General features: G+C 28.4%; 14 protein-coding genes and 3 tRNA genes. 12 read left to right on the forward strand and 5 right to left on the reverse strand.

The genetic code is table 11. The features are described 5' to 3' along the window. The first annotated feature begins 86 nt into the window (after positions 1–86). From BUA90_RS04195 to BUA90_RS04260, 12 genes are all read left to right on the forward strand, one after another. Entirely contained in the window at positions 87–1274 is a 1188-nt protein-coding gene (locus BUA90_RS04195) for an aminotransferase-like domain-containing protein (RefSeq protein ID WP_072966143.1), read from the forward strand. A gap of 775 nt (positions 1275–2049) precedes the next feature. Continuing rightward, positions 2050–2478 carry a hypothetical protein gene (locus BUA90_RS04205; protein WP_072966145.1) on the forward strand — a complete coding sequence of 143 codons (429 nt, stop codon included), beginning with the start codon at positions 2050–2052 and terminating at the stop codon, positions 2476–2478. 252 nt (positions 2479–2730) lie between these two features. Beyond that, a complete protein-coding gene (gene rpsF / locus BUA90_RS04210; RefSeq protein WP_072966146.1) occupies positions 2731–3018 on the forward strand; it encodes a 30S ribosomal protein S6 in 288 nt (95 codons plus the stop codon). Positions 3019–3047: 29 nt separating this feature from the next. Further along, positions 3048–3479 carry a single-stranded DNA-binding protein gene (locus BUA90_RS04215; RefSeq protein ID WP_072966147.1) on the forward strand — a complete coding sequence of 144 codons (432 nt, stop codon included), beginning with the start codon at positions 3048–3050 and terminating at the stop codon, positions 3477–3479. A gap of 16 nt (positions 3480–3495) precedes the next feature. Continuing rightward, entirely contained in the window at positions 3496–3717 is a 222-nt protein-coding gene (rpsR, locus tag BUA90_RS04220) for a 30S ribosomal protein S18 (protein WP_072966148.1), read from the forward strand. Between the two features lie 121 nt (positions 3718–3838). Next, positions 3839–4165, forward strand: a complete 327-nt coding sequence (locus BUA90_RS04225; protein WP_072966149.1) for a MazG-like family protein — start codon at positions 3839–3841, stop codon at positions 4163–4165. A 12-nt stretch (positions 4166–4177) separates the two neighbouring features. Next, positions 4178–5125 (forward strand): YybS family protein, encoded by a 948-nt coding sequence (locus tag BUA90_RS04230; protein ID WP_072966150.1) that lies wholly within the window; start codon positions 4178–4180, stop codon positions 5123–5125. Positions 5126–5140: 15 nt separating this feature from the next. Next, positions 5141–7135, forward strand: a complete 1995-nt coding sequence (locus tag BUA90_RS04235; protein ID WP_072966151.1) for a DHH family phosphoesterase — start codon at positions 5141–5143, stop codon at positions 7133–7135. Continuing rightward, entirely contained in the window at positions 7135–7581 is a 447-nt protein-coding gene (gene rplI / locus BUA90_RS04240) for a 50S ribosomal protein L9 (protein ID WP_072966152.1), read from the forward strand. Before BUA90_RS04235 ends, rplI begins: the two co-directional genes overlap by 1 nt. A 115-nt stretch (positions 7582–7696) precedes the next feature. Continuing rightward, complete coding sequence (dnaB, locus tag BUA90_RS04245) at positions 7697–9031, forward strand: replicative DNA helicase (protein ID WP_072966153.1); 1335 nt, start codon at positions 7697–7699, stop codon at positions 9029–9031. Positions 9032–9136: 105 nt separating this feature from the next. After that, positions 9137–9751, forward strand: a complete 615-nt coding sequence (locus BUA90_RS04250) for a GNAT family N-acetyltransferase (RefSeq protein WP_207647560.1) — start codon at positions 9137–9139, stop codon at positions 9749–9751. Between the two features lie 635 nt (positions 9752–10386). Further along, complete coding sequence (locus BUA90_RS04260; RefSeq protein WP_072966154.1) at positions 10387–11673, forward strand: adenylosuccinate synthase; 1287 nt, start codon at positions 10387–10389, stop codon at positions 11671–11673. 147 nt (positions 11674–11820) lie between these two features. Here the strand turns inward: BUA90_RS04260 and BUA90_RS04265 are convergent. The 5 genes from BUA90_RS04265 to BUA90_RS04285 form a co-directional block, all read right to left on the reverse strand. Then, positions 11821–11896 (reverse strand) — tRNA-Thr (locus BUA90_RS04265). A 1-nt stretch (position 11897) separates the two neighbouring features. Then, positions 11898–11972 (reverse strand) — tRNA-Glu (locus BUA90_RS04270). A 4-nt stretch (positions 11973–11976) separates the two neighbouring features. Then, positions 11977–12052 (reverse strand) — tRNA-Lys (locus tag BUA90_RS04275). A 72-nt stretch (positions 12053–12124) separates the two neighbouring features. Then, on the reverse strand, positions 12125–13120 hold the full coding sequence (locus BUA90_RS04280; RefSeq protein ID WP_072966155.1) for an ATP-binding protein: 996 nt from the start codon (positions 13118–13120) through the stop codon (positions 12125–12127). Between the two features lie 14 nt (positions 13121–13134). After that, on the reverse strand, positions 13135–14202 hold the full coding sequence (locus BUA90_RS04285) for a DnaD domain-containing protein (RefSeq protein WP_072966156.1): 1068 nt from the start codon (positions 14200–14202) through the stop codon (positions 13135–13137). Positions 14203–14355 lie beyond the last annotated feature (153 nt).

The following is a 14355-nucleotide window of genomic DNA, read 5'->3' on the forward strand; positions in this document are numbered from 1 at the left end:
GATACAAATAAATATTAAAAAATGTTATAATGTAATTAGTCGGGCAAACCTTTTCCTTATATAAATATTTTGGAGGTGCTTTTTTAATGGCATTAAAATTTGCAAATCGTATGGATAAAATTAGAGCTTCAGAAATTCGTGAATTGTTGAAGCTTACTGTAAGACCAGAAGTTATATCTTTTGCTGGAGGACTACCAGCACCAGAATTGTTTCCAATAGAAGAAATGAAGAAAGTATCACAGAAGGTATTAGAAGAAAATGGAGAACAAGCACTTCAATACAGCCCTACAGAAGGATTTCCACCTTTAAGAGAAAAAATAGCTAAAAGAATGGAACAAGCTGGAGTTAAGACTACAGCAGAAAATATACTTATTACTAATGGTTCTCAGCAAGGACTTGATTTTAGTGGAAAGATATTTTTAAATCCGGGAGATGTAGTTGTAGTTGAAAGTCCAAGTTATTTAGGTGCAATTAATGCATTTAAAGCATATGAGTGTAAATTTTTAGAAATACCAACAGATGATGATGGTATGATTATGGAAGAGCTTGAAAAAGCACTTGAAACTACTGAAAATGTAAAGATGATTTATGTAATTCCTGATTTTCAAAATCCATCCGGAAGAACTTGGAGTTTTGAAAGACGTAAAAAATTAGTTGAAATAGCTAATAAATTCAATTTGCCAATAATTGAAGATAATCCATATGGAGAATTGAGATTTGAAGGTGAAAAAATTCCTTCTATCAAATCTTTTGATACAGAAGGTAGAGTAATATATCTTGGAACTTTTTCAAAAACTTTCTGTCCGGGACTTAGAATAGGTTGGGTATGTGCTGAAGAAGAAGTTTTAAATAAGTATATTTTAGTTAAGCAAGGTGCGGATTTACAAAGCAACTCTATGTCACAAAGAGAATTAGATGCATTTTTAGAAGTATATGATTTAGACAAGCATATAGAAAAGATTAAAAAGTTATATAAAAACCGCCGTGATTTAATGCTCAAGACAATGAAGGAGCATTTTCCACCAGAAGTTAAATATACTCACCCAGAAGGTGGATTATTTACTTGGGCAGAACTTCCAGAACATATTAATACTAGGGAACTTATGAAAAAAGCACTTGAAAGGAATGTAGCATTTGTTCCGGGAGGTTCTTTCTTCCCTAATGGAGGACATGAAAATACTATGCGTATAAATTATTCAAATATGTCTGAAGATAAGATAGTAGAAGGAATTAAAATATTAGCAGAAGTTATTAAAGAAGCTTTAAATAAATAATAAAAAATAAAAGCTGTACCATATGCATAAAATGTACCCTATAGAGTAGACAATAAAAAAAGCCTACTCTATAGGGTATTTTATTCTTGTTAAAAAAATGATTTTGTATTGACAGGTTATATTTTACAATATATAATCTTTTTCATCAAGAAAAAAATAACAATTATGGAATATGTCGTAAAATAATGAGAAATGTCGAAAATAGTCAAAAGAAGAAAATTATTGATTTACATATTGTTTAATTAGCTTTGAATTTTTCATGCAGGAAAATTCAAATAGAAAATATTCAAAAAAAGGACATCAAAAATGTTGAAGTAATTCATGATTGAAAAAATGAGAGAGGTTAATAGAAAATAGAATAATAGTTTTAGATAGAATTAATATCAAAGGAGTTTATTGAAATGACAAAAAGAAAATACAAGTTAAAATATAAAATTATATATGATTTATTAATGTTAATTTTTTTATTGCCATTTATTCCAATATTAATATTTGCATCTATCTTTTTCACATCAATTTCGTGGGAAGATTTTTTAGAAATATTCGGTGTTAATATAGATATATTCTATGACATTTTGAAAAAAGGTTTCGTCTCCTTAAGAAATAAAATATTTAGGGGTAAATATAATATTCGACATAAGTGAGGCGAAATCCTTTTTGAAAATAGAAAAAATTTATAGAGTGATTAAAAAAATTTATGTTTTGAAACAAAATGATATAAAGCGTTTGAAGTTATGCTAAACGCTAATAATTTTTTTAAGAAGGGTGATTGAGAATGAATATAAAGAAGAGTAAGATACATTTTGAAAAATTTTTTAATTTAAATATTGCATTTTTATATTTTTATGCAATTGTTTTTTTAAACATACTGCACAGGATAGAATATTTTAAAATTAACAAATATGAAATAATAGGGAGTTGTATAGAACTTGTTGGTCCTTTAGTTATTTATATTTCATATTTAATTTTGAATAAATGTAAATATGATGAAAACAAAAAAGCAGCAATATTTGTGTATATTAATATATTTAGTTTATTTTCTCTGCCTTTTTTAGCAAAGTATATAATGGAAAGGCAAAAGATGCCAAGTATAGAAATGGTATTGATATCATTAGTTATGGATGTATTTGTAGCAATAATATTTTATATTTCGATATTTGGATTAGTTAGAAGGATAGTAGAAAAAAGTAAGGAAAATAGTTAAAAATATTATTAGGTGGATTGTTACCAAGAAAATTTCTATATTTAGACAGTTTAATGTTTTTAGCATTTTATTGTTAATGTATAGAAACATACGTGTCGATTAATCAAAACATTAAAGAATTTCGATAAAAAATAAAGTAAAATATCATTGATAAAATTTAAATACAATGTTATAATATATTGATGTGAATATATCAAATGAGCTCTCTGCTCTGCTTGAGTAGGGCCATAAAGACCATAGGGAGGTGTAAAAATGAGAAAGTATGAAGCTATGTTTATTGTAAAGCCAGATGTTGAAGAAGAGAGAAGAAATGAGTTAATTTCAAAGTTCAAGTCAATTATTGAAACAAATGGAGAAGTAGAAAACATTGATGAATGGGGAATTAGAAAGTTAGCATATGAAATTAACAAGTATAAAGAAGGTTACTATGTGCTAATGAACTTCAAGTCTGGTGCAGATTTACCAAAGGAATTGGAAAGAAACTTCAGAATAGCTGATGAAGTAATTAGATACATGGTTATTAATGTAGAAGAAAAATAATCTGTTTAAAATACAAAGGTGGGATATAAATGAATAGTGTGATTTTAATAGGAAGACTTACCAGAGACCCAGAGCTTCGCTTTACGGCAGGTACTGGTAAGGCAGTAGCCACCTTTACTATAGCAGTAAATAGACCTTTTTCTCAAAACAACGAAGCAGATTTTTTTAGAGTAGTAGTTTGGGGTAAACAAGGTGAAAACTGTGCAAATTATCTTTCAAAAGGAAGACTTGTGGGTATACAAGGACGCCTTCAAAATAATAATTATGAGACAAGCACAGGAGAAAAAAGATATACTACAGAAATAGTTGCAAATATAGTTGAGTTTTTAGATAGAGGAAATAGAATAGATAGAAATGAAAGTTTTAGTGCTGGATTTAACGATACAGAATTTTCTGATTTTACAGATGATGGTTCAGACGGATTTCAAGCTATAGAAGACGATGATGATATTCCATTTTAGATAAGGAGGGAAAAGGATGAGAAGACGTAGAAAAAAGAAAGTTTGTAGTTTTTGTGCAAACAAAGTTACAAGTATAGATTATAAAGATGTAAAATACTTACAAAAGTATATTACTGATAGAGGAAAAATTTTACCAAGAAGAATAACAGGTAACTGTGCAAATCATCAAAGACAGTTAACTACAGCTATTAAGAGAGCTAGAATGATGGCGCTATTACCATTTACAATAAATGAATAATGTTATAAGATTAAAAGGAGAAGTGAAAAATTCACTTCTCCTTTTATTTATATCTAAAGATTTAATAATGTATACAGATACCTTCTTTATTTGTTATAATGTAATATGGGAGGGGAAATAAATGGTTTTGGGAGATAAAGGGATTGATATAACAAAGAATATAAAAATAATAGAATGGCTTAAGAGTGAACTTTTATCATCAGTAGCATCTTTGTTTGAAATTTTGTTTAAAGGAATAAAAGGGAGTCAAGAAACGATTGTAGATATTTTAGCAAATATAATTTTAGTTACATATGTATTGGGGAGACGCTTAGGTATAAATTATAATGTTTTAGATATGAGGATTAAGGAAAAAATTCGATTAGGAGTTATTGAAGAACATAAGATAGAGAGTTGGTTTGGTGATTTATCGAGTTTAAAACAACATATGGATAGAAAAAGAGATTAGGGAGTGAAATTATTGAATAGACAAAACAAGACAAAATCTATGGTTGAATCAGCTTTGTTTGCAGCAATTGCAGTAGTTTTTGCTTTAGCTGGAATTTATTTGCCATTATTTGCTTATGCTCTTATACTTTTGCCAGTTCCTTTTATCATAATAGGTGCTAAGCATGGAATAAAATATAATATATTATCTGTATTGGCAGCATCTATAATAATAGGAAGTATGACAGAACCATTAAAGGCATTATTTATAATAGTAGTTGTTGGATTTAATTCAGTAGTTGTAGGGTATATGATAGAAAAGAAATTTTCAGCAGGAAAGACGATATTTTATGGAAGTATAGCTTCAATAATGGCTTCAATAATATCTTTGACTCTTTTATCTTATATTAGTGGTGTAAATATTATACAAACTATTGAAGAAAGTTTTAAAATGAGTAATGATTTATATAATGCATTATTGAAAAATATTGCAGCAAATCCTTCTAAAATAGAGGAAGTAAAAAAGTCTTTGGAATATGCACAAAATATGGCTATAATGCTAGTGCCTTCAAGTGTAATATTTAGTTCTATTATAATTACATATATAAATTATATAATTTCAGGTGCAGTATTGAGAAGAATGGGTTATTATATTGCAAAACCTAGGAAATTTTCACAGTTTCGTTTACCCAAAAATATATTAATGGGAACGGTAATAATTTTAGTATCAACTTATTTGGTGAGAAATTTAAAAACGATTGATTTTGAAACTTTGTTTGCAAATGTATTGTATATATTTTTTATAATTTATTTTGTAGAAGGGTTATCAGTAATATGGTTTTTCTTAGAAAAGCGAAATATTGGAAAAGGCTTGAGAGTATTTATAACTATAATATTGCTTTCTATTCCTAGCATGGCTATGATTATAATGTTTATAGGATTAGCTGATATAATAATAAATATTAGAAAAATAGAAAGCTAGATTTGGAGTGTAAATATGAGAGATAATAAATTTTTGAAAATTTTAATTCCTGATACAAATATATATTTATGGATTATAGGAATTTTAGTTCTCTTTATTTTAGCTTACAATATACAGCTAGGTATCATCGGTTTAATTTTACTAGTATATCTTATATACTATAACTGGAGAACTAATGATATAAGAAAGAAAAAATGGGCTAAATATATAGAAAATTTATCGGCAGAAATAGATACTGCAGCTCAATATTCACTGCTTAATTTACCAATTCCATTAGCTATAGTAGAGTTTGATGGCAATATTTCTTGGTATAATTCTAAGTTTTTAGACATGATAGGTGAGAAAGATATACTAGATAAAAATATTGAAAAACTTATTCCATCATTTGATATTGTCAAGCTTTTGGGAGATAATCCGGATACTGTAAGGGATTTTAGAATAAGAGATAAAGTTTATAGAGTTCTTTATAATGTAGTAAAGATAGATACAAAACATGAAGAAAGATATATTATAATGCTTTATTGGATAGACAATACAAATTTCTTTAATTTAAAAGAAAAATATAATGATGAAAGACCTAATGTGGCATTTATACAAGTTGACAATTACGATGATGTACTTCAAAGTACAGAAGAGGCGTATAGACCGTTAGTTATTGCAGAAATTGATAGAAGAATTAATTTATGGGTTTCTAGAATGAATGGGATAGTAAAAAAATATCAAAAAGATAAGTATTTAGTTATATTTGAAAATAGATACCTTGAAAATTTAGAGGCTAAAAAATTTACTATTCTTGATGATATTAGAGAAATAAATGTTGGGAATAAAATACCTGTAACTTTGAGTATAGGAGTAGGAGTAAATGGTAAAAATTTAAGTCATTTAGAAGAATATGCATTTACTGCTCTTGAACTAGCTTTAGGTAGAGGTGGAGACCAAGCAGTAGTGAGAAAAATATCGTCTTTTGAATTTTATGGTGGAAGAACAAAGGCTGTTGAAAAAAGGAATAAAGTTAAGGCAAGAATTATTGCTCATGCATTAAGACAGCTGATTGATCAAAGTAATAAAGTTATAATAATGGGACATAGATTTCCGGATATGGATAGCTTTGGAGCGGCTATTGGTGTATATAGAGCAGTTCGCAATAGAAACAAAGAAGCCTATATAGTAATAGATGAAGTTACGGCAGCAATTGAAAATGTATATGACAAATTTAAAGATAATGAAGAATATAAATTTATTAGCTGTCAAGAGGCAGTAGAACAGTCTAAAAGTGGCGATTTATTAGTTGTTGTCGATACTCATAGACCAAGTTTTACAGGTTGTCCTGAGATTTTGGAAAAAATAGATAGAATAGTTCTTATTGACCATCATAGAAGGGGAACAGAATTTATTGAAAATACTGTTCTTACTTATCTAGAACCATATGCTTCATCGACTGCTGAATTAGTTACTGAAATTCTTCAATATATGGATGATAAGATGAGAATAGAAAAGATAGAAGCTGAAGCACTTCTTGCAGGTATAGCTGTGGATACTAAAAACTTTTCATTTAAGACTGGTGTAAGAACTTTTGAAGCAGCTTCTATTCTTAGAAGAGCAGGAGCAGATACAACAGAAGTAAGGCAGCTGTTTCAAGATGATCTCAGTACCTATATTGCAAGGGCTGATGTAGTGAGAAGTGCAGAAATAATTGAAGAAGGAATTGCAATATCAGTATGTAAACAGAACATAAAGAATATACAATTAGTTGCAGCACAAGGCGCAGATGAACTTTTAAATATAAAGGGAATAACAACATCTTTTGTTTTAGGTTTAAAGGAAGATGGTACAATTTTTATAAGTGGAAGGTCATTAGGAAATATAAATGTTCAAAGAGTTTTAGAAAAGCTTGGAGGAGGAGGTCATCTTACGGTGGCTGGAACTCAGCTTAAAGATGTTACTTTTGATGAAGCTAAAGAAATGCTTATAGATGCAATTAAGGAATATTTAAAGGAAGGTGAGAAATGATGAAAGTTATTCTATTAAAAGATGTTAAGGGAACAGGTAAAAAGGGAGAAGTAGTAAATGTAAGTGATGGGCATGCGAGAAACTTCCTTATTCCAAGGGGATTAGCTAAAGAAGCTACAAAGGGTAATTTAAGAGAATTAGAAAATCAAAAGGCAGCTCAAAAGAAAAAAGAAGAAAGAGAATTGGCTGAAGCTAAAGCTTTAGCAGAAAAAATATCAAGTATTACTTTAAAGTTTAAAGGTAAAGCTGGTGAAGGCGGAAAATTATTTGGGTCAATCACTTCTAAAGATATAGCATTAGAACTTAAAAATAAGTACAAAATAAATATAGATAAGAGAAAAATAATTTTAAATAGTCCTATTAAAGAACTTGGAGCTAGATTTGTTGAAGTGAAGATTTATCCAGATGTAACTGCGAAATTAAAAGTTGAAGTTACAGCAGAATAATATAAATTACGATTAATACAATTTAAGGCAGTGAAAATTTATAATTCACTGCATTTTTTTTAATAATATTTAAAACAAATATTTAATAAATAAGTAATTTAAAAAGGTGATTTGTATGGAATTAGAACTTTTAGGAAAAGTACCACCTCATAATATAGAGGCAGAACAATCTGTTTTAGGAGCAATGATTTTAGATAAAGATGCAATAATAACTGTAACGGAAATTTTGAAAGCAGATGATTTTTATAAAGAAGCTCATAGAGAAATATATGAAGCTATTTTAGATATTTATAATAGAAATGAACCTGTAGATTTAGTTACTTTATCTGAAGAATTGAGACAGAGAGGAACTTTAGATGCATTAGGTGGAGTAACATATCTTTCTGATTTATCAACATCAGGTATATTAACTTCAAATGCAAAATATTATGCAAAAATAGTATCAGAAAAGTCATTACTTAGAAAGCTTATACATGTTTCAACACAAATAGCTCAAAAGGGTTATGAATCGGAAGAAGCTGAAGCACTGCTTGATTTAGCTGAAAAGAGTATATTTGATATTTCGCAAAAAAGAAATCAAGAAGGCTTTACTCATATAAAAGATGTATTGTTAGATACATTTGACAAAATAGAACAGCTTTATACAAATAAAGGTGGAATAACAGGACTTACAACTGGATTTGTAGATTTGGATAGAAAGACTTCAGGACTTCAAAAATCAGATTTAATATTGATTGCAGCAAGACCATCTATGGGTAAAACTGCATTTTCAATAAATATATGTCAGAATGCTGCTATAAGAGCAAAAGCTTCAGTAGCTATATTTAGTCTTGAGATGTCTAAAGAACAATTGGTACAGCGTATGCTTAGTTCTGAAGCACATATAGAAATTCAAAAAATCAGAAACGGTACATTAAGTGAAGATGAATGGCCTAAATTAGCAAGTGCAATGGGACCTTTAGCTAAGGCTAAAATATTTATAGATGATACGCCCGGGATTAATGTAATGGAGATAAGGGCAAAATGTAGAAGATTGAAAATGGAACATGGTTTAGATTTAATAATGATAGATTATTTGCAGCTTATGTCTTCACATGGACGAGCAGAAAGTAGACAGCAGGAAATTTCTAAAATATCAAGGGCATTAAAGATATTAGCTAGAGAGATGGACTGTCCGGTTATTGCATTATCTCAGCTTTCACGTGCTCCAGAACTTAGGGCAGATCATAGACCTATTCTTTCAGATTTAAGAGAATCAGGAGCTATAGAACAAGATGCCGATGTAGTTATGTTTTTATATAGAGATGAGTATTATCATCCAGATTCAGATAGGAAAAATATTGGAGAAGTGATTATAGCTAAGCAGCGTAATGGTCCTACTGGAACAGTTGAACTTGCTTGGCTTGGGCAGTATACTAAATTTGCAAATCTTGAGAAATATAGAGAATAAAAAAAGCCGATAATCGATAAAAGGATTATCGGCTTTTTTGTATAATAATTAACATATATATTTTGTTTGTACTAGAAATTATATATAAGAATGGGGCTGTTAGTAATGATGGGGGATAAGACAAAAATAAGAAAACTTGAAAGAAAAGATGTTGATAAGATGATAGAATGGGGAAAACATGATGAACCTATATTTTATCATTATAACTTTCCCTATCTGTCAGAGAAAGAAAGAGATTTATGGTTTAAGATAAAAACTAAAAAATTTACAAAAAAATGTTTTGCCATAGAAAATTTAAATGGAGAATTAATAGGATATATTTCTTTAAGAAATATTAAATTTTTTAAGAGAGAAAGCGAATTAGGTATAGTATTTAATCCAGATGTTATAAACAAGGGATATGGAACAGACGCTTTGAATAAATTTTTAGATATTTATTTTACTAAAGAAAAAATGAAAACTCTATTTCTTAAAGTTGGAAAATTTAATAAACGTGCTATACGCTGTTATGAAAAATGTGGATTTGAAATAATAAATGAAGTTTATGAAGAATTTGAAGAACAAGGATTAAGTGAGGAAATAAAAAAAGAAATTGTGGAAAAATATAAAGATTTTGATTTAAAAGATAATAAATTAATGACAACATATTATTATATGAAGATAACAAAGGAAAAATACATAATCCACAAAAATAATTTAGAATTGTTGATAACTCTGTGAATAATGTGGATAAATATATGTTTAAATAAAATTGATATGATATGTAAATAATAAATTATAATAAGCAACAATTTATTTTTAAGTATATGAAAATTTTTGTTTCGTTTATATGAGGATAAATGGTATAATGATTAATGTATTTTGTTTAAAGGAGGGAATATAGTGGCTAAGGTAACTAAAGATACGATTATAAATGAAGTTCTTAAAATGGATAGAAGTACAGCTATGATTTTCATGAGGCATGGATTGCATTGTCTTGGCTGAGGTGGAGCTGCTTTTGAAAGCATCGGTGATGCTGCTTCGGTGCATGGAATAGATGCAGATGCACTTATTAATGATTTAAATGAATATTTAGAAAGACAAAGCAATTAATAAATAATTAGTTATAATAAGAGCAGCTTTAAGCTGCTCTTATTATTGTTTATAATTATTATATTATTATAATTTTAAGATATATATATAATATTAACAAAGTTATTAACAAATCTTGTGGAAAATGTGGATAAAATAAGCAAGCGAATATTAATTTTAGTATTAATAAAAAAATTCGTATATTCATTGACTATAAAGGGTCTATTTGATAATATTAAATGTGTATGTTCGGATTTAGCCAAATTGAAGGAAGGTGCAAATTTATGTCAACAGTTGTTATAGTAGGTGCACAATGGGGAGATGAAGGAAAAGGTAAAATAATAGATTTTTTGGCTTCTGAGGCAGATGTAGTTGTTAGAGGTCAAGGTGGTAATAATGCAGGGCATACAGTAGTAGTTGGGGATAAGAAGTATGCATTACATTTAATACCATCAGGTATATTATACTCTGAAACTATAAATGTAATAGGTAATGGTGTAGTTTTTGATCCAGAAGGTTTTTTAAATGAAGTAGAAAAACTTGAAAAAGAAGGTATTAGTACAAAGAATATAAAAATAAGTGATAGAGTTCATGTAATATTCCCATATCATAAATTACTTGATGAACTTGCGGAAAATGCTAGAGGAGATAAAAAAATAGGAACTACTAAAAAAGGTATAGGACCTTGCTATATGGATAAAGTAGAAAGGTCTGGGATAAGAATTTGTGATATGATGGATAAAGAAGAATTTATAGAAAAAGTTACAAAGCAGATAGAAAGAAAAAATGAAATAATCCAAAAGATATATGGAGGAAAGCCAGTTAACAAAGATGAAATAATAAATAAATATCTTGAATATGCTGAAAAGATAAGACCGTATGTGGCTGATACATCTGTAATTGTATATGAGAGTATAAAACAAAACAAAAAAGTGTTGTTTGAAGGTGCACAAGGAACTTTTTTAGATATAGATTTAGGAACTTATCCATATGTAACTAGTTCTCATCCTACTTCTGGGGGATTTGCAGTTGGTTCAGGGATAGGACCAAATATGATAGAAGAAGTATTGGGAATAGCAAAGGCATATACAACAAGAGTTGGTAAAGGACCATTTGTTACAGAACAAGATAATGAAATTGGAGATAGAATTAGAATTCAGGGAAATGAGTTCGGCACAACTACAGGAAGACCAAGAAGATGTGGATGGCTTGATGCTGTCATGTTAAAGTATTCTGCTAGAGTAAATGGAATGACAAGTTTAGCTTTAATGCTTTTAGATGTACTTACAGGATTTGAAAAAATAAAGATATGTACTGCTTATAAGTTTAAAGGGGAGCTTATAAAAGATTTTCCTGCAAGTTTAAAAACACTTTCTGAGTGTGAACCAGTTTATGAAGAACTTGATGGTTGGAATGAAGATATAACAAGTGCTGCTACATTTGAAGAATTACCGGTAAATGCACAAAAATATATTAATAAGATTGAAGAATTAGTAGAAATTCCAGTTAAAATAATTTCAGTAGGACCAAAGAGAAGTCAGACAATAGTTAGAGATAAAATATTTAGATAGATTGCGAGTAAAATAAAAAAGTCATAAATTTAAGTAATATATAAAAACACCCTGTAAATTTCATTTTCTTCTTTACAGGGTGTTTTTATATATAAAAAAAGAGACATATGCTTACTCGTCATACATCCCTTTTTTATATAGCTATAATGGAGCTGGCGATGGGACTCGAACCCGCAACCTGCTGATTACAAGTCAGCTGCTCTACCAATTGAGCTACGCCAGCGTGGTGACCCCTAGGGGATTCGAACCCCTGTTACCGCCGTGAAAGGGCGGTGTCTTAACCACTTGACCAAGGGGCCAAAATGGTGACCCATCCGCGACTCGAACGCGGGACACCCTGATTAAAAGTCAGGTGCTCTACCGACTGAGCTAATGGGTCGCTACTCACAGTTATATATATTACAATACAAATGCTTTATTGTCAACAAAAATCTACAAATTTTTTAAAATTTTATTTTGCCTTTATTTCCCATCTTAAATCAGGTCCATAAAATTTTAAAATAGTAAATTTGCCAAAAATTCTGGACGCAGTTCTCTCTCCATAAATTTTAATAATATCAGCAGGAGAGAGATTTGTTGAAATAATAGTTTTTTTATTTTGTATAAGTCTAGAATTTATTATATTAAATATTTCAATATTAGTGAATTTATTTGCAAGTTCTGTTCCGAGGTCATCTATTATAAGCAAGTCACAATCAAATAAAAGTTCATAACTCAGTTTAATTTCAGGAGACTGATTACTGTTAAATTTGTATTCTTCGAGTATTTCAAGTATTTTAAATGCAGTTTGATAGATAACTATTTTACCTTTATCGAGAAGTGACTTTGCTATGCAGTTGCATAGATAAGTTTTTCCAAGTCCAGTTGAACCATAAAATAATAAATTTTCATCATTTTTTTTGTCAAAATTAAATACAAAACCTTCACATATATTTAATATTTTAAGCATATTTTGTTTTGGTGAAAGATTTTCATCTTCAAATTTTTCGTCAGAAAATAAATCTATATTGAAATTTTTAAAATTTTCTTCTTTAAGCAGATGAGAAATATTAGACATTTCATAAGCTTTATCTATTAACTTTTGTTTAAAGCAATTGCATTTTTCACCGCTATCTAAAAAACCACTGTCTTTACATTTACTACATTCATATTGGATTTCTAAAAAATTTAAAGGTATATTGTTTTCAGTGAGGAGAATAGCTTTTTCTTGTTTTAATTTTTTTGTATATTCTTTTATTTCATTGACTTTTTCAAGATAATTATCAGTATTTTGAAGTATAGCTTTTGATATTTTTATACCTGTTTTAGATATTTCCTCATCTATTTCTTTTATTCTGGGAATTATTTCATAAACTTGTGATTTTCTGTATTCAAGTTCTCTTTGAGCTCTATCTCTTTTTTTTTCATATTCTAAAAGTATTTTTTTTATAAAAAAATCGTTTTTCATTATATACACCTACTTTATTTTTTTATTCCCAAAATTTTTTCAAGTTCTTCATTTGAATATTTGTCAAATCTTTGTTTGAAATTTTGGAATTTATTGCTTTTAAGTTGTTTTGATTTAGAAGAATTGTTTGATTTAGTTTCTTTTATTTGAAGTTCTTTTTTTTCTACTTCTTCAGTAGTAGTTATTCCATCTTTTTTCCATGCTTGAAGGATACTATTTATATAATTTATACTTGGATTAGAAGTTTTTTTAGAATTTTCACATGCTTTGAGGATTAAATCTAAAGAAAATCCCCATTTATCTATCCATATATCCATGACTTCCTTTTCAGCTTTTGACGGCTGTCTGAAATTAAATCCAAGAGCTTTGAAAATTTTATCATAATATATAAATTTTTTATCTGTTTTTTCAAGATATTCTTCTAACTTATTCATATCAATGATTCCATTATCATACCAATTTTTTATTACTCCTCCAACATATCGTATGCTTTTAATATTTTTTTTATCTATGCAGTATTCAAAAGCTTTTATGATGATGTCAGGGTCCATGTTAAAATTATAAATCCAGTCAAGTACTGTAATTCTTTCATTTGGAAATAACTGTCTTCTCATAATTTGGTCTATTTGATAAAACATATTTTTAATTTCTGGTATTTTGTTAGCTTCTATTAAATCTTCTGGTGAACATTTGTATTGTTTATTTGAATTTGAAATAGGATTTTTACTTTTTTGAGGGGTATTAGGTTTATAGTTGTTATCTATATAAAGTTGTCTTAAAGATAAAAATTCAACTATAAAATCACTTTCATCGCCATTATTTTTTTTTATTTTTTTTATAATGCCTTTTTGTTCCCAAAAATCCCAAGCGCCGAGAACATCTTCTAAAGGAATATTTAAGTGTTTAGCAATGGTTTTATTGTCTACTATTAAATTTTCATCTCTATCATTTGCATATTTATATCCTAGAAGATATACCTTTACATATGTTCCATTAGCCATTGGCATAAAATCATTTATAAATATATTTTCTATTGGTGTTTGTCCAAAATCGATATCAGTAGTTCTTTTTATAAAGTTCATAAAAACACCTTCCATACAACTATTGTTTGTTGTAATTATATCATAATTAATTTTAGCGTGTGAATATGGGAATGAATGTTATAAAAACTATACATAAAGAGTTTTTAAATACATATAGTTTTTAATAAATCAAATTTTTTTTAGGAGCTGATA

It is taken from the genome of Caminicella sporogenes DSM 14501 (genome assembly GCF_900142285.1).
In the GTDB taxonomy this organism is placed as follows: domain Bacteria; phylum Bacillota; class Clostridia; order Peptostreptococcales; family Caminicellaceae; genus Caminicella; species Caminicella sporogenes.